This is a genomic window from Chelatococcus sp. HY11 (assembly GCF_018398335.1).
In the GTDB taxonomy this organism is placed as follows: domain Bacteria; phylum Pseudomonadota; class Alphaproteobacteria; order Rhizobiales; family Beijerinckiaceae; genus Chelatococcus.
Genome location: NZ_JAHBRX010000001.1, coordinates 1,341,642 through 1,368,325, shown reverse-complemented (window position 1 = coordinate 1,368,325; position 26,684 = coordinate 1,341,642). Strand labels below are relative to the sequence as shown.

At 63.4% G+C, this 26,684-nt stretch carries 20 protein-coding genes and 1 pseudogene; 8 read left to right on the top strand and 13 right to left on the bottom strand.

The window, feature by feature from the left end; all coding sequences use genetic code 11:
* Positions 1–14 precede the first annotated feature (14 nt).
* The gene (locus tag KIO74_RS06405) at positions 15–1,250 is read left to right on the top strand and encodes a benzoate/H(+) symporter BenE family transporter (protein WP_213331221.1); all 1,236 of its coding nucleotides are present in this window, start codon (positions 15–17) and stop codon (positions 1,248–1,250) included.
* Between the two features lie 391 nt (positions 1,251–1,641).
* Here the strand turns inward: KIO74_RS06405 and KIO74_RS06400 are convergent, their stop codons facing one another.
* The 10 genes from KIO74_RS06400 to KIO74_RS06355 form a co-directional block, all read right to left on the bottom strand.
* A complete protein-coding gene (locus tag KIO74_RS06400; RefSeq protein WP_213334433.1) occupies positions 1,642–2,658 on the bottom strand; it encodes an amino acid ABC transporter substrate-binding protein in 1,017 nt (338 codons plus the stop codon).
* A gap of 152 nt (positions 2,659–2,810) precedes the next feature.
* On the bottom strand, positions 2,811–3,464 hold the full coding sequence (locus KIO74_RS06395) for a L,D-transpeptidase (protein WP_213331220.1): 654 nt from the start codon (positions 3,462–3,464) through the stop codon (positions 2,811–2,813).
* Positions 3,465–3,497: 33 nt separating this feature from the next.
* Positions 3,498–4,019 carry a hypothetical protein gene (locus KIO74_RS06390; RefSeq protein ID WP_249730877.1) on the bottom strand — a complete coding sequence of 174 codons (522 nt, stop codon included), beginning with the start codon at positions 4,017–4,019 and terminating at the stop codon, positions 3,498–3,500.
* Between the two features lie 256 nt (positions 4,020–4,275).
* Positions 4,276–6,342 (bottom strand): HlyD family type I secretion periplasmic adaptor subunit, encoded by a 2,067-nt coding sequence (locus KIO74_RS06385; protein WP_213331219.1) that lies wholly within the window; start codon positions 6,340–6,342, stop codon positions 4,276–4,278.
* Positions 6,342–6,521 carry a hypothetical protein gene (locus tag KIO74_RS06380; RefSeq protein WP_213331218.1) on the bottom strand — a complete coding sequence of 60 codons (180 nt, stop codon included), beginning with the start codon at positions 6,519–6,521 and terminating at the stop codon, positions 6,342–6,344. The genes KIO74_RS06385 and KIO74_RS06380 overlap by 1 nt, the downstream gene beginning before the upstream one ends.
* An 87-nt stretch (positions 6,522–6,608) precedes the next feature.
* Positions 6,609–8,369: a type I secretion system permease/ATPase gene (locus tag KIO74_RS06375; RefSeq protein ID WP_249730876.1), complete on the bottom strand. Its 1,761-nt coding sequence runs from the start codon at positions 8,367–8,369 to the stop codon at positions 6,609–6,611.
* Positions 8,370–8,618: 249 nt separating this feature from the next.
* On the bottom strand, positions 8,619–10,550 hold the full coding sequence (locus KIO74_RS06370) for a hypothetical protein (protein ID WP_213331216.1): 1,932 nt from the start codon (positions 10,548–10,550) through the stop codon (positions 8,619–8,621).
* Positions 10,551–10,740: 190 nt separating this feature from the next.
* Positions 10,741–12,264 (bottom strand): methyltransferase regulatory domain-containing protein, encoded by a 1,524-nt coding sequence (locus tag KIO74_RS06365; RefSeq protein WP_213331215.1) that lies wholly within the window; start codon positions 12,262–12,264, stop codon positions 10,741–10,743.
* A gap of 180 nt (positions 12,265–12,444) precedes the next feature.
* Positions 12,445–13,233 (bottom strand): SapC family protein, encoded by a 789-nt coding sequence (locus tag KIO74_RS06360; protein WP_213331214.1) that lies wholly within the window; start codon positions 13,231–13,233, stop codon positions 12,445–12,447.
* 74 nt (positions 13,234–13,307) lie between these two features.
* The gene (locus tag KIO74_RS06355; protein WP_213331213.1) at positions 13,308–16,373 is read right to left on the bottom strand and encodes a DUF4214 domain-containing protein; all 3,066 of its coding nucleotides are present in this window, start codon (positions 16,371–16,373) and stop codon (positions 13,308–13,310) included.
* A gap of 290 nt (positions 16,374–16,663) precedes the next feature.
* Between KIO74_RS06355 and KIO74_RS06350 the strand changes: the two genes are divergently transcribed.
* From KIO74_RS06350 to KIO74_RS06340, 3 genes are all read left to right on the top strand, one after another.
* Positions 16,664–16,846: a hypothetical protein gene (locus KIO74_RS06350; protein ID WP_213331212.1), complete on the top strand. Its 183-nt coding sequence runs from the start codon at positions 16,664–16,666 to the stop codon at positions 16,844–16,846.
* Positions 16,847–16,866: 20 nt separating this feature from the next.
* Complete coding sequence (locus tag KIO74_RS06345; RefSeq protein ID WP_213331211.1) at positions 16,867–17,166, top strand: helix-turn-helix domain-containing protein; 300 nt, start codon at positions 16,867–16,869, stop codon at positions 17,164–17,166.
* Between the two features lie 93 nt (positions 17,167–17,259).
* Complete coding sequence (locus KIO74_RS06340) at positions 17,260–18,807, top strand: hypothetical protein (protein WP_213331210.1); 1,548 nt, start codon at positions 17,260–17,262, stop codon at positions 18,805–18,807.
* Between the two features lie 231 nt (positions 18,808–19,038).
* Here KIO74_RS06340 and KIO74_RS06335 read toward each other — a convergent pair whose 3' ends face one another.
* The 3 genes from KIO74_RS06335 to KIO74_RS06325 all read right to left on the bottom strand — a co-directional run bounded on the left by KIO74_RS06335 (position 19,039) and on the right by KIO74_RS06325 (position 22,449).
* The gene (locus KIO74_RS06335) at positions 19,039–19,620 is read right to left on the bottom strand and encodes a hypothetical protein (RefSeq protein ID WP_213331209.1); all 582 of its coding nucleotides are present in this window, start codon (positions 19,618–19,620) and stop codon (positions 19,039–19,041) included.
* Positions 19,621–19,858: 238 nt separating this feature from the next.
* On the bottom strand, positions 19,859–21,298 hold the full coding sequence (locus tag KIO74_RS06330; protein WP_213331208.1) for an amidase: 1,440 nt from the start codon (positions 21,296–21,298) through the stop codon (positions 19,859–19,861).
* A 5-nt stretch (positions 21,299–21,303) separates the two neighbouring features.
* Positions 21,304–22,449, bottom strand: coding sequence for a LacI family DNA-binding transcriptional regulator (locus tag KIO74_RS06325; protein WP_213331207.1), 1,146 nt, complete (start codon positions 22,447–22,449; stop codon positions 21,304–21,306).
* Positions 22,450–22,635: 186 nt separating this feature from the next.
* Between KIO74_RS06325 and KIO74_RS06320 the strand changes: the two genes are divergently transcribed.
* From KIO74_RS06320 to KIO74_RS06300, 4 genes and pseudogenes are all read left to right on the top strand, one after another.
* The gene (locus KIO74_RS06320) at positions 22,636–23,577 is read left to right on the top strand and encodes an ABC transporter permease (protein WP_213331206.1); all 942 of its coding nucleotides are present in this window, start codon (positions 22,636–22,638) and stop codon (positions 23,575–23,577) included.
* A 7-nt stretch (positions 23,578–23,584) separates the two neighbouring features.
* Positions 23,585–24,499, top strand: coding sequence for an ABC transporter permease (locus KIO74_RS06315; protein WP_249730875.1), 915 nt, complete (start codon positions 23,585–23,587; stop codon positions 24,497–24,499).
* Positions 24,500–24,631: 132 nt separating this feature from the next.
* Positions 24,632–26,191 (top strand): annotated as a pseudogene (locus KIO74_RS31610) (ABC transporter substrate-binding protein).
* Positions 26,192–26,389: 198 nt separating this feature from the next.
* Positions 26,390–26,602: a hypothetical protein gene (locus tag KIO74_RS06300; protein WP_213331203.1), complete on the top strand. Its 213-nt coding sequence runs from the start codon at positions 26,390–26,392 to the stop codon at positions 26,600–26,602.
* The last annotated feature ends 82 nt before the right edge of the window (positions 26,603–26,684 follow it).

Below are 26,684 nucleotides of genomic sequence, written 5' to 3'. Positions count from 1 at the left end.
GCGGGCCTAATCCCATGCATGACCAGGCGAAACATCCCTCGCAAGAGAGCCGGCGCGCGGCTGCCGCGGCGACGGCTCAATCGCCGCAGAGCGACCTTGTTCAGCCGATCGCGGCAGGGGCACTTGCTGCGGTTGTTGGTTTCGCCAGCGCTTTCACCATCGTTCTGCAGGGCCTCGCCGGCGTCGGTGCCACGCCCGAGCAGGCGGCATCCGGGCTGCTCGTTCTCTGTGTCGGGCAGGGAATCCTGGCCATCACCTTCGGTCTGATCAGCCGTAAGCCCATCAGCTTTGCCTGGTCGACACCGGGAGCAGCGCTTCTCATGGGGGCGGGGGTTCCGCAGGGCGGCTTCGGCGTCGCCGTCGCGGCCTTCCTGCTGACGGGCCTGCTCATTGTGATCGCGGGCATCTGGCGACCGCTCGGCCGGGCCGTATCCGCCATTCCGTTGCCGCTCGCGAATGCAATGCTCGCCGGGGTGCTGCTGGAATTATGCCTCGCGCCCTTCCGCGCCATCGCCGCGGCGCCGCTGCTCGCCCTCCCCATTGTCCTGGCTTGGGCACTTGGCTGGACTTTCGCGCGGCGCTTCGCCGTACCCATCGCCGTCGCGATGACAGGGTTGATCGTGGCGCTCGCTACACCCATCCCGGCCGAGGCTTGGGCGCATTTGTGGCCTGAGCCCGTTTTCGTCATGCCGGTCTGGGATTTCGTGCCGGTGTTTGGGCTCGCCATACCGCTGTTCATCGTCACCATGGCCTCCCAGAACGTCCCCGGTCTCGCGGTGCTGCGCAGCAACGGCTATGAGATCGCGGTCAGGCCGGTTTTCATTGCAACAGGCATCGCGAGTTGGGCCGTGGCCCTTTTCGGCGGCCATGGCCTCAATCTCTCCGCCATTACGGCCGCGCTTTGCGCGGGGCCCGAAGCAGGCGCTAACCCGGCGCGGCGCTATATCGCCAGTGTCACGACGGGGCTGGTGTATATTCCGATCGGGCTCGGCGTCGGCTTTGCCGCTGCTTTCATAGCGGCTTCGCCACCGCTCCTGATCCAGGCAGTCGCGGGCCTTGCGTTGCTGACCAGTCTCGCCGCTGCCCTGGCTGGAGCGCTCTCCCGGGAGACGGGTCGCCTGCCGGCGCTCGTGACATTCGTGACGACAGCCTCAGGCATCAGCATCTTCGGTATCGGCGCGGCCTTCTGGGGACTGGTGGCGGGCGGCCTGATGCTGATGCTGGAACGCCGGGAACACGGGGCCGCGTGACGCCATTGCGGTCGCATGGGGCGGTTGCCACGCAGGCGAGACCAAGGGCGCTTCTCTCCGCGCGCTGGGAAGGCAATGATATCCTTGCCGAAAGATTACAACCGTATTTCAAAAGCTTAAGTTGATGTAAGCCGCGATGTCGCCATGATGCATGGCGCGGGAGGGAGGGCCCGCCGCCCCGGCCGTCGCTGGTGCCTGATCTCACGATTTGCGCCATACCGGATCGCCCCCCGGCGGTCGGCGGACTCGTTCGAGATCTTGCCTTGAGCGATTCGCAAGGTGAACCGCGCGGTCGGGGCGTCAATGGTCCGATGCTGATCCTATGAAAATGCAACGGGGCCCGAAAGCCCCGCCGTCGTCCATGCTGGACTGCATCCTAGTCTTGCTGGCGTCAGCGCATCGGCGGGGCGTAGAGAATGCCGCCCATGCTCCAGAGCTGGTTGAGGCCGCGCGGAATGCCGAGTTTCGATTGCACGCCGAGATTGCGCTCATACATCTCAGCATAATTGCCGGATGCTTTGACCGCCTGCTGCGCCCAGCCGTCGCTAAGCCCCAGCATCTTGCCGAGCCCGCCTTCCGCACCCATGAAACGGCGTACGTCAGGTTTGGTGGACCCTTGCGCCTCGGTGAGATTGGTGCTGGACACCCCCAATTCCTCGGCATTGACGAGGGCGAAATTCACCCACTGCACGACGTTCGACCAGGCGACATCATCGCTGCGGGTGACCGGCCCCAGCGGCTCCTTTGAGATCACGTCCGGCAGGACGACAGCCTCCCCAGGCTTTCCGAGCTTCAGCCGTTCGGCGTAGAGGGCAGACTGGTCGCGGGTCAGAACGTTGCATTGCCCGGCCTCGAAAGCCTTCAAGGCTTCGGCGGCGCTCGGGAAGCTCAATTCCTCATAGGTAATGGAATTGGCGCGGAAATAATCGCCTAGGTTGAGCTGGGTGGTGGTTCCCGCTTCCACGCAAACCTTCGCCTTGTCCAGCTCGAGGGCCGAGGAGACATCAAGGCTGCGCGCCACCATGAAGCCCTGCCCGTCGTGGTAGGTTATACCCGCGAAGGTGAGGCCAAGGCCGGCTTCGCGTTCGAGCGTCCAGGTGGAGTTGCGTGAGAGGAGGTCGACACGGCCGTCTTTCAAGGCCTTGAAGCGCTCGCTGGCCGAGAGTGGCACGAAGGTGACCTTGGTGCGATCGTCGAAAATGGCGCCGGCTACCGCGCGACAGAAATCGACATCGAAGCCTGACCACTGGCCCTGGGCATCCTTCTCAGAAAAGCCGAAAAGGCCCTCGCTGACACCGCACTGAAGCTGGCCGCGCTGCTTCACGGTGTCGAGCGTCGCGGCTGAGGCGACCGGTGCCAGGAGGCATGTGGCGGCGACGCCGGCCGCTGCCGCGAGGACGCGGCGCATGCGCCCTTGCGCTATCCGCGTGATGGCGTGGAACCCGGCGCGGGATTGTGCCGCTTGCAGCATGGTCTTCGTTCTCCTGGTCGCCCGTCTGTGGTCGTTCGAGAACCCGGCGCCGTCTTGCGCCGGGTAGCTTTTGTCGTAGCCGCCGCTGATCAGATCGTCGCGCCGTGGCGGATGATCACCTTCGTGCCGACAGGCACCCGCTCGTAGAGATCGATGATGTCACCGTTGGCCAGACGGAAGCATCCCGAGGAAATTGCATGTCCGATCGTCTCAGGCTGATTGGTGCCGTGGATGCGGAAGACCGTCGAGCCGAGATAGAGCGCGCGCGAACCCATGGGATTGCCGGGGCCGCCCGCCATGAAGCGGGGCAGATAAGGCTGGCGGGCGATCATCTCCGGCGGCGGACGCCAGTCCGGCCATTCCGCCTTGCGGCTGACATTCACGAGACCCGACCACTGGAACCCCTCACGGCCGACGCCGATGCCGTAACGGAGCGCCCGGTTGTTGCCCTGGACGAGATAGACGAAGCGCTCCGAGGTGTGGACGACCAGCGTGCCGGGCTTCTCGTTGCTGCGGAAGAAGACCATCTGGCGCGCGTAGGGGCCGTCGGTGATCACGACCTCTTCGGTCGAGACGCGGCCGGGCTCATCGCCGATGTCGAGGGTTTCCTTGCCCGGGATGCGCGGCGCGCTTTGGGCGAGGGCAGCCCCTGCCACCGCAGTCGAGAGCGACAGTCCGGCGAGAACGGCAAAGGCCGCTCTCAGCGTAGACCGTCGAAGGGTCTCGTTGATGTCCTTGAGCATTCCGTACTCCACTTTTACCTGCTGCGAGCGCACTCAGTTGCCGCAGCGCGCGAAAATGAACGTGCCATACCGGCGATTCGCGTCAGGATCGACGAATCGCATCACGAGAAATTCGCCGTTGTAGGAAAGGACCTCGCGGTCCTGCGGATGGCCGGCCGGAGCCTCGAAGCCGATGTAGGTCCTGCCGTCGGCGCTGCGCTTGAGGGCCAGCTCATAGAGCTGCGCGTCATCGGCGACATGCATCATCACGCCGTTGGTCGGGCCCTTGGTGATGACATAGGGCTGGCTGCATTGCGCGCGTGCCTGGGCTTCCGTGCGCTTGCGGTCTTTCTCCTCGTGGAACGAGGCGATGCCCCAGCGCCCGACGAGTTGATCGCGGGTGATTACCAGTCCGGCGGGCGCTGCCTGGCTGAAACTCTGCCGCTCTTCCGGCATCATGGCGCATCCGGCCAGCGTCAGGGCAGCCAGGACAAGGGCGGCGACGGTAGTTGCGCGAGAGCGCCGCAAGTTCTGGGGGGGCAACGGTTGGGAAGGCTCGTCCGGGTGAGCCGCCATGAAGGCTCGGCCGCCAATAGAGTATAACCCGTGCATCGTTCCTCCCACGTCTCAGCACTAGACCGTCAGGATTGCTTTTGCTGTGCAACCCAGACGTCTAGCATAAGCTATAGTATGAGAAGGTGATGACGGAAAGAGCAAGACGCACCCGAGGGCGGCCTCGCCGCGCGGGCAGGGGCTGTCGTCTTGTGGTCGATCGTTTGGGAGGACGTCGCGGCGCCGGATCAACCGTTCCGCGCCATCTTCCTGGCTGCGGTCAGTGTTCCCTGAAGGCGCCGGTCATGGCGTCTGTGAGGGGTCTCATGAGGTAGCTCATGACGGTTCTTTCGCCGGTGTTGAAGATGATTTCGGCGGGCATTCCGGGTCTGAGGCGTCCCTTGAGCTCGGCGGGGACATCGGTGTCGGCGACGGAGATGAGGGCGAGGTAGTAGGGCTCGCGGGTCTGCTCGTCGACGAGGCGGTCGCGGGAGACGTTGCGCAGGGTGCCGAGGATGAGCGGCGTGGTGCGCGAGTGGAAGGCGGGGAAGCGGACTTCCGTCGAGGTCTCGGTCCTGAGGTTGTCGATGTCGGTGACCTGGACGCGGGCCTCGATGACGAGCTCGTCGTCCTGGGGGACGATCTCGACGAGGGTGTCGCCGGGGCGCACGACGGCGCCGACGGTGAAGACGCGCTGATTGATGTTCTGGGCCTCGCCGCCGCGCGGCGCGCGGATTTCGGTGCGGCGCAGGACGTCCTCGGTGACATTGAGCTTCTCGCGCATGTCGCCGAGCTTCTGGCGGATGTCGAGGAGCTGGGCGCCGACCTCCTCGATGAATTTCTGGCGGGTCTGGGTCGCCTGCAGGTTCATCTCGCCGATATTGTTCTGGGCCTTGGCGGCATCGGCGAGATTGCGGCCGACGACGCCGTCGAGGCGGGCCTTCTCGCGCTCCAGCGCCGACTGGCGGGACTTCGGGACGAGGCCCTTGAGGGCGAGGTCGCGGATGCCGACGAGCTCGTCGTTGATGAAGTAGAGCTGCTGCTCGGCGGACTTGCGCTCGCGGTCGAGACCGTCGATCTCGGCCTTGAGCTGGTCGACGCGGCCGTTGATGATGTTGATCTGGCCGGTGATGGAGGCGCGGCGGTCGTTGAACTGGGCGGTCTCGTCGCCGATGACGCGCTTGACCACCGGGTCGTCGGGATGATCGACGAGGAGGGCGGGGAAGGTGATCCTCGGGGCGTCGTCGCGCTCGGCGACGAGGCGGGCCTCGAGCGCCAGGGCCGCATAGACCTGGTTGCGGACGGCGTCGCGGTTGGCGAGCGCGGTGGTGTCCTCGAGGCGGAACAGGAGATCGCCGACCTCGACCTTCTGGCCTTCGCGGACCTTGATCTCCTTGATGATGCCGCCTTCCAGGTGCTGCACGACCTGGCGCTTGCTCTCCACGGAGATGAGGCCCGGCGCCACGACGCCGGCGTCGATATTGGCGAGCGCCGCCCAGCCGCCCATGATGCCGAAGGTGAAGACGATGATGGCATAGCCGGTCAGGGCGATGCGGCGGAAGTCACTGTCGGGCTTGCCCGGGGAACCGGTGCCGTCGTTGCCCGGAGCGCCGTCGCCGTTCGTGGTGCCGCGCTTGCTCTTGCCCAGGCTGAGGGCGGCATCGATGGCCTTTTCGAGAAAGGGCAGCTTGCGCCCGGCCTTGTCCGGCTGGGCGTTGGCGAGCGCGCCGGCGCCGCCGTGCCCGGGGTTGCCTTGCCCAAAATTGCCTTGCCCAAAATTGCCTTGCCCAGGATTACCTTGGCCAGGATTACCTTGGATGGCCTCATGCGCCGGCACCTTCACCGGCGTGATGGCGGCGAAGGGCACCGGGCCGCTGGCGCCGGGGCCATTTGTCTCGGAACCCGTTGTCTCCGGACCCCTGGCCAGCCCCCCTTCCGACGCGGCGGCTGCCGCCAGGCTGGCGGCGGGTTGCGCCGTGCCGGCCGCCAGGGGAGGGGCCGGCCGGCTCATGCCGGGCTGGTTCATGCCGGGCTGGCTCATGCCGGGCTGGCTCATGGCGGACTGGCCTGTCGCGGGCTGGCTTGAAAAAGCGGGCTGGTTTGCAAAAGCAGGCTGGTTTGCAGGAGCAGGCTGGTTTGGCGGAATGGGCTTGCCGAAGGTCAGCGGCCGTGGAAAGCGGGCGCCCTCGCTGTCGGCGCCGGCCGGGACGCCGCCGGGGGCGGGCGCCGCCAGGGGCCGCGAAGGTTGACCTGCGGCGGGTTGACCTGCGCTGGGCTGATTCTGAGCCTGCCCCGTCTGGGCATTGACCGGCTGGGCATTCACCGGGGGGATCTTCTGCTCGGACATCAACCACGCTCCAGCGTCACACACAGGCTCCGGCCGGCAGACAGCGCCGGAGAAACCACAGGAACCACAGCTGTACGGACCACGATGGCGGCCGGGACAGCGATCACATAGACACCGGCGCCGCCGCTTGCCAGAGGAAGCCCGCCGGCGCCGATCACATCGATGTTAGTCGCGGGCATCCGCGGCCGGCTTTCGGCCTCGGCGCGGTATCGCCGCTCTGTCGTCTCAGCAGACCTTGGCCAGGCCTTGGCTCAGCAGGCCTTGGCTCAACCTGGCGCGGCCGCCGCGGCGATGCCGGGCTGGCCCGGGGTGGCCGTCACCGATCCCGCCGTCACCGATCCCGCCCCCTGGCCAGCGCCCTGCGGCCCGACGATGCGCGGCCCGAGCACCTTGGCCAGCACCTCGTCGCGCGGCCCGAAGGCCTGCACGCCACCTTCCGCCAGCACCAGGATGGAATCGCACAAGGCCAGTGAATTGGTCTTGTGGCTGATCAGGATGACCGTGCGTCCGGCCGCCTTCAGCTGGCGGATCGCCGTCATCAGCGCCTGTTCGCCGGCCGCGTCCAGGCTCGCGTTCGGCTCGTCCAGCACCAGGATCGGCGGCGACCCGTAAAGCGCCCGCGCCAGGCCGACCCGCTGGCGCTGGCCGCCCGACAGCGCCTGCCCGCCTTCGCCGATCTGCGTGTTGTAGCCGTCCGGCAGCCGCTGGATCATCTCATGCACGCCCGCCAGCTGCGCCGCCCCCACGATCCCCGCCTCGTCCATGTCGCCGAAGCGCGCGATGTTCTCGGCGATCGAGCCGGAAAACAGCTCGACGTCCTGTGGCAGATAGCCGAGGAAACGCCCGAGCTGTTCGGGATCCCAATGGCTCAGGTCCGACCCGTCGAGCCGCACGCAGCCCGCCGCCGCCGGCCACACCCCGACAAGCGCTCGCGCCAGGCTCGACTTGCCCGCAGCGCTCGGCCCGATCACACCCAGCACCGTGCCGGCATTGACCGCGAAGGAGATGCCCTTCAGCACCGGCATGTCCCGCGTCGGCACCCGCACGATCAGGTTTTCGACCGAGATGTCGCCCTTCGGGTCGGGCAGGCGCATGCGCGCCCCCGGCGCCGGCAGCGCCCGCAAAAGGCCCTGCACGCGCTCATAGGCCGAGCGCATGTTGATCAGCGACTTCCAGTTGCTGATCGCCATCTCGATCGGCTGCACGCAGCGCCCCACGATGATCGACGCCGCGATCATCATGCCCGGCGAGATCTCCCGCTTGATCGCCAGATAGGCCCCGACCCCCAGGATCAGGCTCTGCATGAAGGCGCGGTTGAACTTGATGCCGGCCATCAGCCCGCCGGCGCGGTCCGAGGCCTGCGCCTGGTGGCCGAGCGCGTCGTAGTGGTGCTTCACCCACTTCTCGCGCAGCCGCCCCACCATCCCCATCGCCTGCAGCACCTCCGCGTTGCGGAAGGTGGTCAGCGCCTGGTTCTGCGCCGTGATGTTGGCCTTCGTCGCCTGGTCCAGCACCGGCCGTGTCGCCCGGTCGTTGGCGAAGGCCAGCGCCGCCGAGATCAGGGCCGTGATGATCGCCAGGACCCCGTACCAGGGATGCAGCAGCGTCGCCGCGATGATGTAGATCGGCACCCACGGCACGTCGCAGAAGGTGATCAGCCCCTGGCCCGTGAAAAACTCCCGGATGCTGTCGACGTCGCGCAGGGCCTGGACATGGCCAGGCCCGGGCTGGCGCAGCGAGGCGCGCTGCACCGCGTTGAACGCATCCGCGTTCACCTCCTCGTCAAACCGCACCCCGGCCCGCACCAGAAGCCGCGTCCGCAGGCTCTCCAGCGACGCCGAGACAAGATACAAAATCGCGATCAGGATCGTCAGAACAACTAGCGTCGTCAGGTTCCGGCTCGACAGGACGCGGTCATAGACCTGCATCATGTACAACGAACCCGTCAGTCCCAGAAGATTGATGAAAAACGAAAAAATGATCGCCGTCACAAAGGCCGGACGCGTCGCGCGGATCGCCGCGTTCAAGGCCGTCGGCGCCTTCTTCCCCCCAACCATCATCCCCGCCTGTGACATCAATCTACGCTCCAATCCCGTCTGAACATCATACGGGGTTTCATAAGAACTGTATATCGTACCAATCCAACTTATGGAGGCAATTACCACAACAGGCCCCGCTGATGTGAGGCAGTGCGTGAAGGCGGCGGAGCATTCTCCGCCGCCTTCCTGGATGCGCTCACGATCAGAAAAACCCCAGGCCAGCCCCAGCGTCTGACGTCAGGCGAAGTCCGACTGATCGATGACCCCGGTGTAGCCCGTGACCTTGATGATCACGTCGTCGGCACCAAATGCCGCACCGACCTCATTGGCGGCAACGAGGTACACATCCTTGCCGTAGCCGAACAAGCCAGCGGTGTGATGGCTGCCGTCCAGCTCGCCACCGGCCTTGAACAGGCGGTCAACGGCCTCCTTAAGGCTGGCGCCCGCAATGGCCTGGACCCGCGAGGTATTGGCGACGAGATCGATGTCGAAGGCGAAGTCGATCGTATCCATCCGGCCTTTGGCGTTCTGGGTGCCGAGGTTCAGTCCCTCGATTGTTCCTTGGACCTCACCGTCCGCGTTGAAACCGCCGCCATGGACGACGTATTTCATCGTCTCGACGGCGACGATGCCTCCGCCATTGCCATCGATTTCCGTGCCGTCGGTGCCGCCCGTGCCTGCGCCGCCATTGCCGTCGGTGCCGCTCGTGCCGGTGCCGCCATTGCCGTCGGTGCCGCCCGTGCCGGTGCCGCCGTTTCCGTCGGTGCCGCCCGTGCCGGTGCCGCCATTGCCGTCGGTGCCGCCTATGCCGGTGCCGCCGTTTCCGTCGGTGTCGCCCGTGCCTGTGCCACTATTGCCGTCGGTGCCGCCCGTGCCTGTGCCGCCATTGCCGTCGGTGCCGCCTATGCCGGTGCCGCCGTTTCCGTCGGTGTCGCCCGTGCCTGTGCCGCTATTGCCGTCAGTGCCGCCCGTACCGGTGCCGCCATTGCCGTCGGTGCCGTTTCCAGATGTGGAAGCCTGATAGGGGATCTTGGTAATGTTGATCGGGGTGCCGTTCCACTCGTCCATATGCGCCGAAATCTGGCCGCCCTTCAGGCCTGTGGCGCTGGTGATGACGAGAGTATTCCCTTGGGCAGAGACTTGGCCGCCTGTCAGCACCTCTATCGGCGCTTTGTTGATTTCCAGGAATTTTGCGAGCGAACGGTCCGTGTCGATCCCGAACACGCCGTAGGCCGAGTAAACGTGCTCACCTATGGTGAGCTGCAACTGCTGGTGCTCCTTCCACGGGCCTATCGTGACGCGATATTCGCTGGAGGTAGGGGCGACGGCAGGCGTCTCGTAGGCGGCACTTGCGGGGCCGCCCGTGCCCTGCGTGGCCCGCAACGCGATGAACGGCTTTGTTGCGGAAAGGAGATCGCCTGTTTCCATATAGGCGGAAATGGCGCCGCCCCTCAGCGCATTTGTGCCCTTGATGACGAGATCGCCGTTTTCGACGACGAGAGTGCCGCCAGTGAGAGCGTGAATGGCATGCCCGTTTGTCGCGACGAACTGTTCGAGAGACGTGGCGGGATTCGCGGCCGCACCGGCCGAGAAGCTGTGCGCGCCGATCGTAATGTGCAGCGTATCACGCGCGTTCCAGGCACCGACATCAATCGTGGCCTGGGCCGTGCCTTCGGCGCGATCAGCAGACGCCGGCATCAGGACGTCGTCGGCGCGCACGGCGACAAGGCTGTCCTGGGTAAGATTATCGGAATGCGCCGGCCCATGCAGGGTCTTGCCGCGGTCCATGGCTGCTGAGATGGCGCCGCCCTTGAGATCGGAGCCGTCCTTCGCCTGAATGACGATCTCGAAATTGCCGGATCCGCTTTTGGCGGAGCGCACGAAGACCGTGCCGCCCGTCAGGCTCTCGATGGCGGACTTGTTGAAGGCCATGAAATGGTCGAGGGAGGCTTTGCCGTTGCACTGCGGGCCGCCGGGCGCGTCGAGGCGAAAGCCTTCGACAACGCTGGATGCCGAGAATACATGGCTGCCGATGGTGAGCTTGAGCTGTTCATACAGCTGCCACTGCTTCACCTCGATCGCATATTCCTTCACCGCCGCCTGAGCCGTGTCAGTCGCGATTGTGGCGCCGTTGATACCGGGCGCGCTATTCACAGCAATATCGCTCACAGAAAACCTCAAATCAAATTAATATATCAATAGATTTTAATAAATTTCTTTTAATTGAATGCGTTAGGAGTGTCATATCGTTATTGTGCAAAAGATGCTGCATTCTGTGGATGCATTAAATCTGTGATATATTGAATGGCCGTATCTCGCATTCACCCGAACGCTTGTTGTTGGGGTGGGTCGGTCGCTGTCAAGCAACACGCAGACGTGTTAGGGTCGGCGATAGCTCCCCATGGAAGGTCGTCAAGCGGGCCTCGATTTCGGCGCGGTTGGCGGCTTCATCCTGCAGGGGCGCGCCGTCCTTCATGAGGCGTTGGCCTTGCGCGGCGAAGACCGACCAGATGAAGCTGACCAGGTCTTCGGCTTTTTGGCGGCGGGCCAGCAGCGCGAGCTGGCTGATGCGGTCGACGGCGACGGCGCCGCCTGTGACGGGTGAGGCGAGATATGACAACTGTCCGCTATGCCGTGCGGCATTGAGGACGGCATCGTTGAAATGGGCAGTGCCGACAGCGCGGGCTTCCTCGCCTTCCAGCGGGAGCGCCGGGCTCACCCCGCCTTGGCCGATGAGGATCAGCAAGGCCTGGTGTATCCGTTGCCAGCCGATGGCGGAGAGTGACGGCGTGTTCAGGAGCTCCCGCACGGTCTTGGGACGTTCGGCGAGAGCGTCGACCAGCGGATCGTAGATCTTCTGCTGCAAGCCGATCGTGCCGACCGGGGTGGTGATGGAACGCGAAACGGCCTGCGGGGCGGTCGCCAGCACGAAGCGCAGGCCGGCCCAGGCCTCGAAGAGCTGCGCGCCTTCCAGGGGCAGGCGACCGCGCACGAAGAGATCGCGGCGGAACGGGCGATTCAACATCATGTCGCCGGCGAGGTCGCGAAAAGCCGGGTCCTTGATCTCGGCGAGAAGCGCCCGCTGCTGCTCGGTGAAATTGATGACATCGACCTGATCGGAGAGCTGCACCTGGCCGACATAGCTCAACTTGGCGCCCTCGAAGTCACGGCGCACGTCCGTGCAGTAGAACGGCGTCCAATCGGCATTGAGATATTCGTGCGCGATATAGGCCCTCTGTTGCTTGCCGAGCCCCTCGAGCCGGCTGCCGACCGTGGGGGACTGGGTGAAATAGCGGGCCTGGACGGTTTCCAGCCGCTTCGCGAAGGCAAGGCTCGCTTCAATCCGATCGAACAACGGGCCGGATTGCTGGGCCGCCGTGTCTATGAGAAGGCGGCGAAGGGGCGCCGCAGCTGCCCAGCCGGGCAGGGCATTGTAGGAGACGTAAAGCAGGCCGCCGGTCTTGAGGTGCTTGCGCGCGATCTCGCGAATGTAAGCGCGGTTCTCCGCCGAGACCCAGCTGTAGATTCCGTGGAGCGCGATGATGTCGAAATCGCCGAGATCGGGGTCTGCCGCCAGATCCGCGAAGCTGGCCTCGCGCAGGTCTATGCGCTCGCTGCGCGCGAGCCGCGCCAGGTCGCAGGCACCCGCGATATGGGCGGGGTTGAAATCAATGGCGGTGACCGAGACGTCGGGATTGGCGGCGGCGATGATATTGGCCGACATGCCCTGGCCGCAGCCGAGTTCGAGATAGCGCAGCCGCCCGGACGGTGGCTTGACGCCGGCGGTCAATGCCGCGAGTTGCAGGCTGAGCGGGACAAGCTCCCGATAGAAGCCATGCGTGTAGCCGACTTCCGTGACGTAGCCATCACTCCAATCCGCCATGCGTCACTCCCCGCCCTCTTATCTTGCCCGGTGATTTGTGATCAGCGGCGCTTGCAATGCAAGCGATGAGGGAAAGAAAGGCTCTTGGCTCGGTCGATATGAAAAAACCCCGGCCTGTGGAAAGGCCAGGGCGAACGCGGGAGCACAGATGGCTGTTACGAGAAGGGGGGCGGGACACGCCTAGCTTAGATGTGAAAGGTCGAGGACATCGCTCTCGAATTGGAACGGCGCATTGTTGCCGCCGGCCTTGGCGGCCAGATCCGGATACTTGCCGCCGATCGGTCCCTGCCGGAAATTGGCCCATGATAGGAGATGGGCGTAGATCAGCGGAAGGACATTGGTTTTGCGCAGGGTGTTGAAATCGGCGTCGGAAAGCTGATTGAGCTTCTGCTCGTTGACGACACGCAGTCCTTTTATCTTATGGCCTGAGCCATCGGGTTTGCGAAGGACAATGCTTCGGTCCACGAGAAGACCGCTTTCGGCAATAGCTGCGACCATGGCCCGGGTGGCGGCAATCTTCTTCTGCACGTGCTCCAGAAGCTGGAGGCGGCGCTGCATATGTGGTGTTAATTGACCGTCCGACGTGAAGACAGGATGGCCACTCGGGTTCTTCAGATGCGGCGCGTCGGGATCAAACATGACGATAAAGCGCTTTTCCGAGCCTTCTTCTTGTGGCGTTGCGCCAAACACGAAAGGATAACGGCGGATATGGGCGGGAATATAGGTGGCCAACCAGCGGCCGTCGTCGGCAACATACGCGTTCTTGCCGGGCTCGAGGCCGAGCAGGGCGGCGGGCATTTCGCTGTTGTTGTCGGGAAAGATAATCGGATATTCGCGAGCAACGTCGCTCATTTCATCGAAAACAATCGGCGCGAGCGTCTCAGCTTTCGCGTAGCCGTAATCGTTGCTCTCAAAGACCCGCAGATCGCGGTGCTGCGCGAAAGTCAGGGGAATCTGCGTCTTGAACATGGTTCTCTCCCAAGCAAGAACGGGGGGCGTAACCGCCCCCCGTTCCCTACTCACGCTATATAGGCCTGCAAGGCTTAGGCGTAAATGATGTTGAACTGCGACACGTCGTTCGCATCCGCGCCGAGGCCGACGAGGGTGATCTCGCCAGCGAAGGCTCCGGTGATCGACGTGATGTGCAGATCGACGCCGTCGTTCACAAAGGACAGTTGACCGGCGCTGGTGACGCCGAAGACCGACAGATCGATGCGGTCGGACGTGGCCGTGTTGCCGCCTTCGAAGAAGTCAATCGTGATGTCGCCGATGCCGGCTCCGTCGAACGTGAAGACTTCGCGGGTAGCATAGCCGTCTTCGGCCGTGAAGGTCACGAAGTCGGTTGCGCCGAGGTGATACTCAACGGCGGTCGCACCGTAGAGCGCATCCGAGGCGTCGACGATGAGGTTGGCCGCAACCTTGGACACATCGAGCGTCGTGAAGCTGGTAAGGCCATCCGCCAGATAGACGTCGGCGTTATTGCCGGCGGAGACGGTCAGCGACACCAGGTCGACGTTCGCCGATGTGCTGCCGTAAACGTCCACATCAGCGTCAAGGCCGGCGACGATCGACGCAGTCACGACACCGGTGTTGATGAACTGGACGTCCGAGTCTTCACCAGCGGTGGCCGTGAATGTGAACGAACCCACCACATCGTGGAGATGCGCGTCAGCATCCTGGCCACCTTCGACATTGACAACCTCAAGGCTGTCGAAGCCTTGCGGCAGCACCAGCGGGATCTCCGGCGTACCATCAACTGTGTTGATGACCGGATTGGTCCAGGTGCCAAGCGTAACCGCCAGCGGGAAGCTGGTGATAGCGCCTTGGTCACCGACGTCGTTCCACACGATCTCAACGTCCGATCCGTTCCGAGTAGCGGTCAGAAGGGAGCTGAGGTTGGTGTTGAGATAGTCCACGATATCCTGGGCAACGCCCTGATCGTGCAGCGGGTTGTTCGGACCAATACCGATGCCGAAGGGGTAAGCAAACGACGTCGCGTACGGCACGATGATCGAGCCGCCAGGGAAGCCCTGGCTCGACAAGACAATCTGACCGGCGGTCTGAGTTGTCTGGCCAAATCCAGCTCCGACGCTCTGCGCAACTACGTTAACGGTGAAAGTTGCAACTTCCTGCGTACCGGCATCGTACGGAACGCCAGCAACACCTTCGAATTCGACGTAGGCGTTGCCGCCCGCGACGACATTGACGTTCTTCAGGGCGTCGAGGTCATCCATCGGAGCCGATGCATCGAACTCGACCGCGGCGTTGGCAGCAGCGGCCACATCGACGTTCTGAAGAGCCGCGACGTCGTCAGCGCCGTCCACGTCGATCCAGACGTTACCGTCGATAAGATCCGACGTCTCGACCTTGAGGGTCGTCAGAGCAGCGCCGGCGAGAGAGTCGAGGTCGATGGTGCCATCGAAGGACTTGACGGTCAGCTCAGTGACGTTGCCCGCGTCAAGCCTGAGATCCTCGATGCCGAACTCGGAGTCGATGGTCAGGACATCGAGCGTGTTCGCCAGCGTGAGCCAGTTGCCATTGCCGTCGACGTACGTGAAGTCGAGGGTCGTGACCTGGTCGCCGATGCCGTCGAGGTCGAGCGTGGCGTTGCCGCCGAGGCTGATGTCGTCGACGAACTCGAGGTTGCCGTCGAAGCCCACCAGCGTCGTGCCGGTGAAGTCGAGCGCGTTGACGTCGCCGTCGTCATAGACCTTGGCAAGAGCGAACTCGTTGTCGCCAGCGCCGAGGTCGATGAGGATGTCAGCGCCGTCGAAGTTCGCGCCATTCACGACAACGCGGTCATCGCCTGAGCCGGTCTCGACGCTCTCGAGCACTTCAGAACCACGCAGGTCGATGTCGAGGTCGCCTGACATGGTGCTCGCGTCGAGCGTCTTCAGGCTATCCCACTGCTGCTGGAACCAGTTGCCGCGCACGTTGAGATCGCCGTCACCGTCGATGGTGAGGTTCTCGACGGTGCCGTGCAGCCCGTAGTTGATCTGCAGGTAGTTGTCGCCGGTGACGGTCAGCGCGAGATCGGTGATGACGTCATCGCCGTTCGCGTGCACGTGCAGCTCGGTGCGATTGTTCACGTCCTTGCCGACGCTGTTGATCTCGACGACCTGAGAGGCCTTGTCGCTGCCGAGCGCGTCAGCCGCATACGACGCATAGAACGTCGTGTTGCCGGACACGTTGTCGAGGCCGAGAAGTACCGAGTTCTGGATCTCGTAGACATCCAGGTCACGCGTCGAATTGACGTTGCGGACTTCTTCCACGCCTTCGACACGGGTCATGTCGAGTTCGGCGTCGTTGTCACGTGACGTGAGCTGGAACTCTTCGATGTTCTTGATGGACGGGTCGTCAGAGCCACCGATGCCGGTGAAGCCATTCAGCTCAGCCCTGAGAATGTCGTGGCCATCACCGCCGTCGAGCACGTCAACGCCCTGGAGCGTCTGTGTCGCGAAGAGCCCATCAAGGCCGGTCTTGAGTGGCGCGGAAAAGATCTCGTCGCTGCCCGTGCCGACAATGTGGTCAGCCTGGACGGTCAGGTCGTAGACCGTCGTGAGAACGTCGAACAGCGAGCCGGTGTAGATGCCTTCGCCATCAGCGGCGGCCAGGAGGAAGCCCTCGATATAAGGCTCAGTCGACTGGATGAATTCCGGCGACTGGGAGAAGCCGACGATGACTTCGGCGAGCGTGCCGCCGTTGTTCAGGACTTCCGTCCAGAAGGCGATGCCGGCGGCGTCGCCCGGACGACCGAGAACGTTGGCGTAAAGACGACCGACGATCTCGGAGTTGGTCAGGCCACCATACTGCGACTCGAATTCGCCGGAATCGCCGAAGGCGCTGGCGAGTTCGGGAAGGGACATGCCCTGGCCACCGTCATAGGCGGCGACCCAGAAGTTCAGGCCATCGGAATCCGGCACGCGGCCGAAGACGGCCTGGTAGAGGCGGACAACCGGATCAACGGTGACAGTCGCGGCAGCCAGAAGAGCATTGTCGAGAGCTTCGACGCTGGGGCTGTCCGAATACGCGGCAACCTGTGCCTCGGAGGGAGTGGACCGGAGGATCCCCTCGTAGCGCTGAATGACGATATCAGCAGGAATTGTCATGCTAACCTCTTGATCAAAAAGGCGATAAGCCAACCGCTGCCAGAATCGTCAGCGCAGCCTGCAAAAGGCTATACAGTGATTACCATACTGCTGTAAATGTCTTTTATATGCAGAGCTTAAGCGCCGTTTGCGTGCTTAAAGGAGGTGCAATCGAGGAAAAGTGAGGCAAATCAGCGGGGTAAGATGTCGTGTTAAGCGACATCAAAAAGCGCTGGCCTTCTGAAATAGATGGTGAACGGGAAGTTATGGGTGCCCGCGCATATGCTTTTCATGGCTGACGGCGCGGTACGGTGACGGCTATTCTCGGTGGATTAGGTCAGCCGGCCTGCCGTTTTTGCGGCGAGCATGAAGGTCAAGTCGCCGGCTCCGATGGCGTGATCGTCCATGCCGCGACGAAACCTCTGGACCAGGGTAATCTTCTTGATCTGGATGCAGCAAAGACTTACACTGTAAAAGCAGTGATCACTTGCTGAGCTGATGTTTGGGAAATCTAATGTATGGAAATCCGCAAAGGCGTAGCGCCAATGACGTGCAGGAGCTCCGCCGCGCGGCTGGTCGCTGGCTGAAGCAGCGGCGAGAGGCTTGTAATCTCTCGCAGCGTGATCTCTCTACGCTTGTCGGCACGGATTATTACACCTTCATCTCCCAGCTGGAGACCGGTCGCGGGCGCATTCCGCCGGATCGTTATCGCGTATGGGCCGAGGCCCTGCAGATGGAGCCGAAGGAGTTCGTCCGGCAGATCCTCAAATTTTATGACCCCGCCACCTACGAGATTCTTTTCGAAGACGCCTGATGGGCTCCCTGGGCACCCTTGCCCAGGTCCTATCCTCTTGTTTGTCGGGGCTTGTTCGGCTCTTCCGCCGCGCGCATTTGTCTTGGGATCGGTATGGCATCCAACGTCGCCCAGCTTTTCTCATTCCGTCGCCGTTCGAACGACTGGAGCAACCAGGAGCTCGCGGAATTCTACCGCGTGGAAGCCTCGCTCGTGCAGGCGGGACTTCTGGTCGACACAGATCGCGGCATAACCGATGAGAACGAGCCTTGGTTCGTCTTCTGTAATTCGGAGAGTGGTGACGTCATCATTCACTTCGCCCGCATCGATGGGGCCTATGTAGCAGCCAGCGGCGCCTTCGACGGTGTGCTGCGCGGACGGGATTTCCGCTCGGTCGTCGAGGCGCTTCTGAGCCGTCATCCGCTCGTCATGCCGCAGGCGCGCGATAATATCCGGCTGCATCCGAGTTCCTTGCTCGTCGCGCTCGTCGCCACCGCATTCTTCAAGCTGTCGGACGTCGATGCCCAGGCAAGTGAAGTGGATGGGAAAGGCACGGATGGGAGCTCCTCACGGGAGATCTGGATCAAGTCTGACGGGGATGTGAAGCAGGCGAGCATCCAGCTCGACCGTCGCCATGTCGCCGTCGTTCTGGCTGCCATGACATTCGCGGTGACCCACGACTTCAATGGCGACTGGACCCATTGGCTGAGCAAGGCCTCCGATTGGCTGGATCAGGATAGTACGGCCTCGAGCGTGGCAGAGGCGCACAAGTTGACAAGCGACCTCGTCGAGTTTGCTAATCTGGTGGACACGTCGGCGGAAAGCGCCGCGGCACGTGTGGAACATGTCAGCATTCTGCCTCTGGATGGCGGACATCTCGAACAATTGGCGGCATTGTTCGGCGACAAGCTTTCCCTGCTCAGCTTGTTGACAAGCCTCATGAGTGGCGCGCAACCGACAGATAAGGCCGGCGCTTCTGGTGTGGAATTGCCGGGCGCAGTTGCGGTTGTCGAAGATCTCAGCACCTATCGCCAGGAGGCGAGCAACAATGGCTCTTCGGCGCCCGCCGAGACGGATCGGGAACCGTTGGCCGGACATGAGCGAGCGGCGACGCCCGAGCATAAAGCCGAAAACGCGGAAGTCGTGACGGTGGTACTCAGCCAGTCTTCCTCGGAGCGGTCTTCGTCACTGCCGGTCGTCGAGGCGGTGCGCTATGTCGAGAGCAGCGTGCTGGCGTCGGTGGATGCCCGGGAAATCCTGAAAGTCGGTGACGGCTTGCTGGCTTCTTTGACGAGCAGTGATGACGGGCTGGTGTTGGTCGCCGATGTGCTCCCTGAGAATGGCTCGACCATTCAATCTGGGCAAGCGGGCAAGGATCAGGCCAGCGGCTTGGCGGCGAAGATCGAGGCCCTGTTTGGAGACGATCGTCCCCTCCATGCTTTCCACGATAATGCGGACGACTATAAGAGCGTCATGGCGACCTTCAAGGAGAAGAACGCCGATTTCGAGTTGGCGCTGTCTGGAAAAGACGTCGTATTATACGATCTGACGCCGGACGTGCATACGGGCGATGCCCTCAGTTTTGTAACCTGGACATTCGAGGACGGTTCGACGCTCAGCCTCATAGGGGTTTTGCCGCACGAGTTCGCCATCGCAGCCTGACAGGCCAAGCCTATAGAGCGTGGATACAAACCCGGGCCACGCGTGGTTCGGGTTTTCTTTTGGCCGAGGGGCGTATTCGTCGCTGCCGCGTTTCACCCGATCCACGGGAATGGATTGGATAGCTCGTTGGGGCAGCACAGTCAGGCGAAGCGGCGCAGCTCCACGCGAAGACCAGTTGTTTGAAATAAGGACGGGAAGCGAAAGATTGCTCCGGCGGGCGCGAAACTCGCTTTAGATATCGACGCTGTCGTCCAGCCGACGATCGGGCGTCCTCTGCACAGGTGGCGCGGTTTTCTCCACCATGATGGAGACGGTGTGGCGCTCGACCGTCTTTCCCGAAACCACTTCGTATTCAATCTGGTCCTGGCCGCTGAAGCCATCGCGCGATTGGTAGAAGATGGCCTGCGCGGGCGCCGGGATGGCGGCGCAGGGGCCGCTGGAGCGCTTTGAAGACCCCCGGCGCACGACGAGGGTTCCGTGACCCGGCATTTTCTTGACGCGAATCTCGGCCAGCGGGCCGCGGCTGCAGTCGGCCTTGAGGCTTTGATAGACGGCAACACGATTCGGCTTGCCGGTCTGCACCCGCAGCGTGCGATAGAGGACGGTTTCAGCGAGCGCCGCCGAGAAAGGCGTCGAACACGCAAGCACTCCAGCCACGGCGAGAAGGCAAAGCGTCCTCGAGCCCTTTACGGCAGGGGAGACTACGGCATGACGGCTGTCCGGTTCAGTCAAGCAGCGAGCATCCATAGGCATGTCTTCCCACTCTTCATAGCATCCTGCCGTTCGATCGATGTGAAGCCGCAGGCTTGCCAAGCTTAAAAGATCTTGTGGCGGTACGAAACAGAGGAACGGCCCAATCGACGAGCCGTCATTCCTTATGGTGGGAAAAATGTTGAATACCAGATAGATGTTCCACGATCTTGATTCTTTTTAAGAGATCGATTTTGCATCTCAAGCCGCGAATGGGGTCCTGCGCGGTCTCTTCTGCATTGAAAAGATCGTAGCGGCAGTGCAGTTCATCGCTTCCCCGAGGGGGCGCGCACTACACAATTCACGTGGAATGCGGCAGGCCTGAGGCTCCCTGGCGCGGGTCTATCGGGCTTGTCGGCAGGCCGAGTTCCCGCTCGATCCACGCCGCGAATGCGATCAGCGCGGCCTCGCGGCGCGGGTGGGCCAGAATCTGGATGCCGATGGGCAATCCATCCGGGGAGAAGCCGATAGGCAACGCGATCGCCGGACAGGCTGTCATCGACAGGATGGCGGTGATCGCGATCCAGTCGAGATAAGTGTGCATGGCGACACCATCGACCGATGCCGGATAGAGCGTCTCGACCGGGAAGGGCATCGCCTGTGTCGCCGGGCAGATCAGGAATTCGTGGCGATCCAGCAAGTCGATCGTGCGGCGATAGAAATCGGCGCGGTAGCGTTCGGCGGCGGCGAGCGCGGCGCCGGATTGCGAGGCGCCGCGTTCGATATCCTCCATCACGCCTGCCGGAAAGAGGGCGCGATGCGTGGGAAGGAAGGGTTCCCAGGCCGTGAGGAAGCTCGCGCCGCGTAATGCGAGGAAGGCGTCGAGCGCGCCGGTGATGTCAGGCGTGGCGACTTCTGTTCGCACGCCGCTGCGCGCGAGCGTCGCGATGAAGGCGTCGAAGGCGGCACGGATGGGTTGGGCGACGGGGAGCAGCCCGAGATCGACGCTGACCGCGACATGGCCGGGCCTTGAGGGCGCGCGGGCGGCGTCGAGGAAGGGCGTTTCCATGGAGGGCGCTGTAAGCACGTCGCCGGGATCATACCCGGCCATTGCGTCGAAGAGGAGCGCGAGGTCCGCGATGTCGCGAGCCATCGGGCCTTCAACCGCAAGCGTGTCGAAAGGTGCGGCGAGGCGCTTGCGCGGCACGCGCCCGGGCGTCGGCCGGAGGCCTGTGACGTTGCAGAACGCCGCGGGAATGCGCAGGCTGCCCCCGAGATCATTGCCATGGGCAAGCCAGGCTTCGCCCGTCGCGAGCGCAACCGCCGCGCCACCCGAGGATCCGCCACAGGTCAGCCTGATATCATAGGGATTGCGCGTTGCCCCGAAGACAGCGTTGGTGGTCTGGGCGCCGCCGAGTTCAGACAGATTGGACTTGGCAATCGGGACCGCGCCCCGCCGCTCGAGAAGAGCGACGGTGCGGTCCGAAGTCTCGGCTATCCGGTCCCGAAAAAGTGGGGTGCCGCTCGTTGTGCGCACGCCGCCGACGTCGTTGTTGTCCTTCACGACGATGGGCAGTCCGGCGAGCAGGGGAAGGGGCTCGCCACGCCCACGAGCCGCGTCGATGGCGGCCGCCTGCTCGCGCCCGCGCTCGAGACACAGCGTCGGCAGGGCGTTCACGGCTGGTTCCACAGCGGCTATGCGCTTCGCCGCGATATCGACGAGTTCGAGGGCGGTTATTGCGCCGGACCGCAGCAGGGCGACCACGCGGTTCGCGCTGGCTCCGATCAATTCATCAGACATGGTTCTCACCCAGCATGGTTTTGGTCGATGGGGCTCGCGTCGGCGGACCGTGAGACAGCAGATCCTTGGACGGCAGATTCTTGGGCGGCAGATTCTTGGGCGGAATGCCGCGTGTCGACATGAGTGGCGCCGGCCTGCAATCGGCGATTGGGCCTGGCCGTCGATTCCCGCACGACCAGGCTCGGCGCGAGGACGCGGGTCTCTCCGGGGCCGGTCCGGACGCCCTGGATCCGGTCGATCAGAAGATCGAGCACCTGCTTGCCCATCGCGGCCACCGGCTGCGCGACCGTCGTCAGGCGAGGCGTGAAGGCTCCCGCCCAGGGAAAATCGTCGATACCGATGACGGACACATCGTGTGGGCAGGTCAGGCCAAGATCGGCGAGGGCGCGCATCACACCGATGGTCATGACGTTATTGGTCGCGAAGATGGCGGTCGGCGCATCCTCGCGTCGCAGCATCTCGATGGCGGCCCTGTAGGCTTCGTTCTCGCGATAGCGCGCGTCACATATCAATGAAGGGTCGAAGGCGATACCGGCCGCCAGAAGCGTTTCGCGGTAGCCCTGCAGGCGATCGGCCGCGGTGCGCAGCACCTCCGGTCCGTTGATGAGGCCGATACGTCGGTGGCCAGCCTCGATGAGGTGCGACGTGGCGAGCGCGCCGGCCCTGTGGTTGTCAAGGACGACAGCATCATAGCCGAGCTCGACCATGCCGCGGTCGACAAGGGCGACTGGCACGGCGAGGTCCGCGAGGATGGCGGCCCTGTTGATGGAGATCGCGCCCGTCGGCGCCAGGATGAGGCCGTCGATCCTCTGGGCGCGCAGCATCTGCATGTGTCGTTCTTCCCGCGCGAAGGCCTCGCCGGAGTTGCACAGCACCATCGAGAAGCCGGCCTTGGCGGCGGCGTTTTCCACAGCCTCGAACAATTCGCTGAAGAAGGGGTTCGTGATGTCGGCGACCACCATGCCGATGAGGCCGCTTGTGCGCATGCGCAGGCTGCGGGCAGCGGCATGAGGGGAATAGCCGAGCTTCTCGACCGCCGTGTGAACCCGCGCACTGAGTTCTGCGCTCACGCGTCCCGGACGGTTCAGTGCATTGGACACGGTGGTGACCGACACACCAGCTAGGCGCGCGACGTCGCGAATAGTCGCCATCTTGATCCAAAAAACGTTTTACAAGGATCGCCTTCATCTCACGGCTTATTTGAAAATCAAACAGAAAAATTGTTTCAAAATTTCACTTGCCCGATGGTGCGACGCTATGAGAGCTTTATGCGAAACGTTACACAAGAGGGGGGCGCCGTGTCCGGTCGCGTGCTGATGCTGCGGGGAGCAGGGTAGATGGGGCGGTATGTCGTGCGGCGGTTCATCGGCACACTGCCGGTCTTTCTCTTTGTCGCTCTGTTCACCTTCTGCCTGCTTCGGCTGACACCCGGCGATCCCGCCGCGCTGCTCGCTGGCGATCAGGCCACGACCGCGGAGGTCGAGGCTGTCCGGCTGAAGCTCGGCCTCGACAGGTCCATTCCAGAGCAGCTCATCGGCTGGGCCGCGCAGCTTGCATCGGGCGATCTTGGCCAGTCCGTCTTTTCAAACATGCCGGTGACGCGGCTGATCGGGCAGCGCGCGGAAGCGACGGCCATGCTGGCGCTGGTCGCCATTGTCATGTCGCTTGTGCTCGCCTTGCCGATGGGCATTCTCGCGGCTGTGCGGGCGGGAGGGCTCGTTGACCGGCTGACCATGGCTTTCGCGGTGCTCGGCTTTTCGGCGCCGGTGTTCGTCGTCGGCTTCTTTCTTGTCTATGTCTTCTCCCTCTGGCTCGGCTGGTTTCCGACCCAGGGCTATACGCCGTTATCGGCGGGCCTCTGGCCATGTCTGCGAAGCCTCTTTCTGCCCGGCCTCACTTTGGCGTTGCTCTACACGTCGCTGATCGCCCGCGTGACCCGCGCCAGCCTGCTCGATGTGCTGTCGGAAGACTATATCCGCACGGCAAACGCCAAGGGTGTCAGGCCGGGCGCCATCCTCATCGCCCATGCGCTGCGCAATGCGGCGGTTCCCATCGTCACCGTGGTGGGCGTGGGCATGGCCGCCTTGCTCGGTGGCGTCGTGGTCACGGAAACGGTCTTCAACATTCCGGGGCTAGGCCGACTGACGACCGACGCCATCCTCCGGCGCGACTATCCCGTCGTCCAGGGGCTGATCCTGCTCTTCTCGACGATCTATGTCTTCATCAACCTTCTGGTCGATCTCAGCTACGGGCTGTTCGACCCGCGCGTGCGGTATTGAGGCGGCCATGGCGATGATCGAAGCCGAAGCCGCCGAGACCAGTTCCGTCGACACCAAGCAAGCGGGCGCCATGATGTCGGCGGGGCGACGTGCCGGGTTCCGACACTTCCTCGGCCGGCATCCCGTCATCCTGATTGGGATCAGCGTCCTCCTGATTTTCATGCTGATCGCCGCCGCATCCCCCCATCTCCTGCCGGATCCGGCACGGCTCGATCCATCGCAACGCCTGCGACCTCCGAGCTGGCAGAACTGGTTCGGAACCGATCATCTCGGGCGCTCGGTGTTGTCGCGCACGTTGAACGGGACCAGCATTTCGCTCGCTGCCGGCACCCTGGTGATGGTGCTGACGACGGTCTTCGGTGTGCTCTTCGGCCTGCTGTCGGGATTTTTCCGTAGGCTCGACGGCATCCTCATGCGTTTCATGGACGGCGTCATGGCGATACCGGGCATTCTCTTGGCCATCGCGCTCATGTCGCTGTTCGGCTCGAGCCTCCAGAACGTCGTGGTCGCCATCACCATTGTGGAGGTGCCGCGCATGGCCCGCGTGGTGCGCAGCTGCGTGCTGGTGCTGCGCGACCAGCCCTATGTGGAAGCCGCGATCACGCTCGGCACGCGCGTTCCCCGCTTATTGCTTCGCGATATCCTGCCGAACATCGCAGCGCCCGTGCTGGTCCAGGCGACCTACGTCTTCGCGGCCGCGATGGTCGTCGAGTCGGTCTTGTCGTTCCTCGGCGCAGGGACCCCACCGACCATTCCAAGCTGGGGCAACATGTTGGCCGAGGGACGCCAATATCTGCAGCGCGCGCCCTGGATTGCCGCCTTTCCAGGGGTGTTTCTGGCGCTGCTCATTCTGACAGTGAACGTTCTCGGCGATGCCCTGCGGGATGCGCTCGATCCAAAGCTCAGCCGGCGCAGAAACTGATGCGGTTCTCGGGACGGTACCTCGCGGATCTCCGCTAGGGATCGTGAATAAAACCAAAAGGACGGAGCTTCTTCGCAGCCGGACGACAGGCGGAGATGCTCCAGAGGCAAAGCTCAAGGAAGGGGAGAAGACATGAAGCCTAGACAGGGATGGGGGCTCACGGTCGCAGCAGTGATCGTTGGCCTGTGGGCGCTGCCTGCATCAGCGGAGACCACGTTGAAGGTTCGTCCCTTCGGCGATCTCAAGACCATCGATCCGATCACGACATCGGACTATATGGTCCGCAATCACGGCTACATGGTCTACGACGTTCTTTTCGCGCAGAACGCCAAGGGCGAGATCGTGCCGCAAATGCTAGCGAGCTACGATCGCTCGCAGGACGGGCTGACCTGGACATTCGTGCTGCGGGATGGGCTCAAGTTCAGCGATGGCGCGCCGGTCACGGCGGCGGATGTGGTAGCCTCGCTCAGGCGCTGGGGCGAGCGCGATGGTCTCGGCCAGCAGCTCATGGCCAACACGGCTGCTCTGGAGGCCGTTGACGCGAAGACGGTCAAGCTCACCCTCAAGAATAGCTGGGGCCTCGTGTTGGAGGCGCTCGGCAAGCCGAGCTCGAACGTTCCCTTCATCATGCCGGAGCGTATCGCCAAGACCCCCTCCAATGAGAACATCAAGGATCCGGTCGGCTCCGGTCCCTTCGTCATGAAGCTTGACGAATGGGCGCCCGGTTCGAAGGTCGTCTACGTGAAATCGCCGACCTACAGCCCGCGTGGCGAGGCGCCCGATGGTCTGGCGGGAGGCAAGCCGGCGAAGGTCGATCGCGTGGAATGGCAGATCATTCCCGATGCGCAGACGGCGTTGAACGCGTTGCAGGCGGGCGAGATCGATATCTTCGAGGAAGTCCCGCCCGACATGATTCCCCTCGTCAAGGGCAACGCGGATGTGGGGATCGCCAAACTCGCGGCCCTGCAGGGCGTCATGCGCTTCAACCAGTCGCAGCCGCCTTTCAACAATGCCAAGCTGCGGCAGGCTATCCTGACGCTCGTGGATCAGGATCCGGCGCTGCGCGCCTATGTCGACGACCCCAGCCTCTAGACCAATTGCCCATCGTTCTACATGTGCGATTCGCCCTATTTCACCAAGGCCGGATGGCCGAAGCCCGACGTGGAAAAGGCGAAGCAGCTGGTCAAGGAGAGCGGCTATGACGGCACGCCGATCGTGCTTCTCGACGCGACCGAAACCGCCCTCCATCCCGCAAGCCTCGTGGTGGCGCAGGCCATGCGCGACATCGGCCTCAAGGTTGACTACCAGGCGATGGACTGGGGCACCCTGTCGAGCCGCCGCACCAGCAAGAATCCGGTTGGACAGGGCGGCTGGTCGCTCTTTCTGTCAGGACCCGCGGCGCCCGACATGAGTGAGCCGGTCGGCCATATGGCCCTGCGCTCGAACTGCGAAAAGGCCTGGTTCGGCTGGCCTTGCGATGAGGAGATCGAGAAGCTTCGCGCTGATTTCACGACGGCACCGGATTTCGCGGCCCGCAAGGCCATCGCCGAGAAGATCCAGCTTCGCGCGGTCGAGACTGTGCCTTACGTGCCCGTCGGACAGTTCTATCTGGTGCGCGGTGTGCGCAAGAATGTCGATGGGCTTCTGGCCGCTGGCGTTCCCGTCTACTGGAACGTGACCAAGGGCCAGTGATTTTCTGAAAAGATATGTGGTCGCATTGGGTTGTATCGCAAACCTCATGTTGGGGGGAGGGGTGCCGGCGCTGCTTTCGGGGAGCTGCCGGCACACTGCTTTTTGGATAGGCGATGGGCAAATCTGATCGTTGGTAGGAAAAAATTTGCCATCTCGGGTGCATCACTGTGGCGACAACGCGATCACAGGGATTCGCTCATGACGGTACTCCGCTTCCCCAATCGGCCCTCTCGTCGGACCTATGAGGAAGAGTTTCTTCGCCTCTGCGCCTTGCGGCGTGAGATCGATGCGCAGCTCGACCAGCTCGTGGAGATGGTGAGCGCCTTGGGCGATGAGGAGAATGATGGCGGAGGCCCGCTTGTGACCATGAGCGTGCCGGGCCGCAGCCGGCATGGATTGCGCGTGGTCTGATCCGACGTCGGGCCTGATCAATACTCGCTCGCGATCGATCGTTGAGAGCGAGCATCATCCGCAGTCCCCATGCCAGTCGCCT

Bases quoted from the DNA above. Each gene is read 5' to 3' on its own strand.
- KIO74_RS06395 (WP_213331220.1), bottom strand. From the start codon at position 3,464: ATGCTCAAGGACATCAACGAGACCCTTCGACGGTCTACGCTGAGAGCG.
- KIO74_RS06320 (WP_213331206.1), top strand. From the start codon at position 22,636: ATGGGGCGGTATGTCGTGCGGCGGTTCATCGGCACACTGCCGGTCTTT.
- KIO74_RS06330 (WP_213331208.1), bottom strand. From the start codon at position 21,298: ATGTCTGATGAATTGATCGGAGCCAGCGCGAACCGCGTGGTCGCCCTG.
- KIO74_RS06345 (WP_213331211.1), top strand. From the start codon at position 16,867: ATGTATGGAAATCCGCAAAGGCGTAGCGCCAATGACGTGCAGGAGCTC.
- KIO74_RS06325 (WP_213331207.1), bottom strand. From the start codon at position 22,449: ATGGCGACTATTCGCGACGTCGCGCGCCTAGCTGGTGTGTCGGTCACC.
- KIO74_RS06385 (WP_213331219.1), bottom strand. From the start codon at position 6,342: ATGTCCGAGCAGAAGATCCCCCCGGTGAATGCCCAGCCGGTCAATGCC.
- KIO74_RS06405 (WP_213331221.1), top strand. From the start codon at position 15: ATGCATGACCAGGCGAAACATCCCTCGCAAGAGAGCCGGCGCGCGGCT.
- KIO74_RS06390 (WP_249730877.1), bottom strand. From the start codon at position 4,019: ATGGCGGCTCACCCGGACGAGCCTTCCCAACCGTTGCCCCCCCAGAAC.
- KIO74_RS06300 (WP_213331203.1), top strand. From the start codon at position 26,390: ATGACGGTACTCCGCTTCCCCAATCGGCCCTCTCGTCGGACCTATGAG.
- KIO74_RS06360 (WP_213331214.1), bottom strand. From the start codon at position 13,233: ATGTTCAAGACGCAGATTCCCCTGACTTTCGCGCAGCACCGCGATCTG.
- KIO74_RS06315 (WP_249730875.1), top strand. From the start codon at position 23,585: ATGGCGATGATCGAAGCCGAAGCCGCCGAGACCAGTTCCGTCGACACC.
- KIO74_RS06380 (WP_213331218.1), bottom strand. From the start codon at position 6,521: ATGCCCGCGACTAACATCGATGTGATCGGCGCCGGCGGGCTTCCTCTG.
- KIO74_RS06340 (WP_213331210.1), top strand. From the start codon at position 17,260: ATGGCATCCAACGTCGCCCAGCTTTTCTCATTCCGTCGCCGTTCGAAC.
- KIO74_RS06365 (WP_213331215.1), bottom strand. From the start codon at position 12,264: ATGGCGGATTGGAGTGATGGCTACGTCACGGAAGTCGGCTACACGCAT.
- KIO74_RS06355 (WP_213331213.1), bottom strand. From the start codon at position 16,373: ATGACAATTCCTGCTGATATCGTCATTCAGCGCTACGAGGGGATCCTC.
- KIO74_RS06400 (WP_213334433.1), bottom strand. From the start codon at position 2,658: ATGCGCCGCGTCCTCGCGGCAGCGGCCGGCGTCGCCGCCACATGCCTC.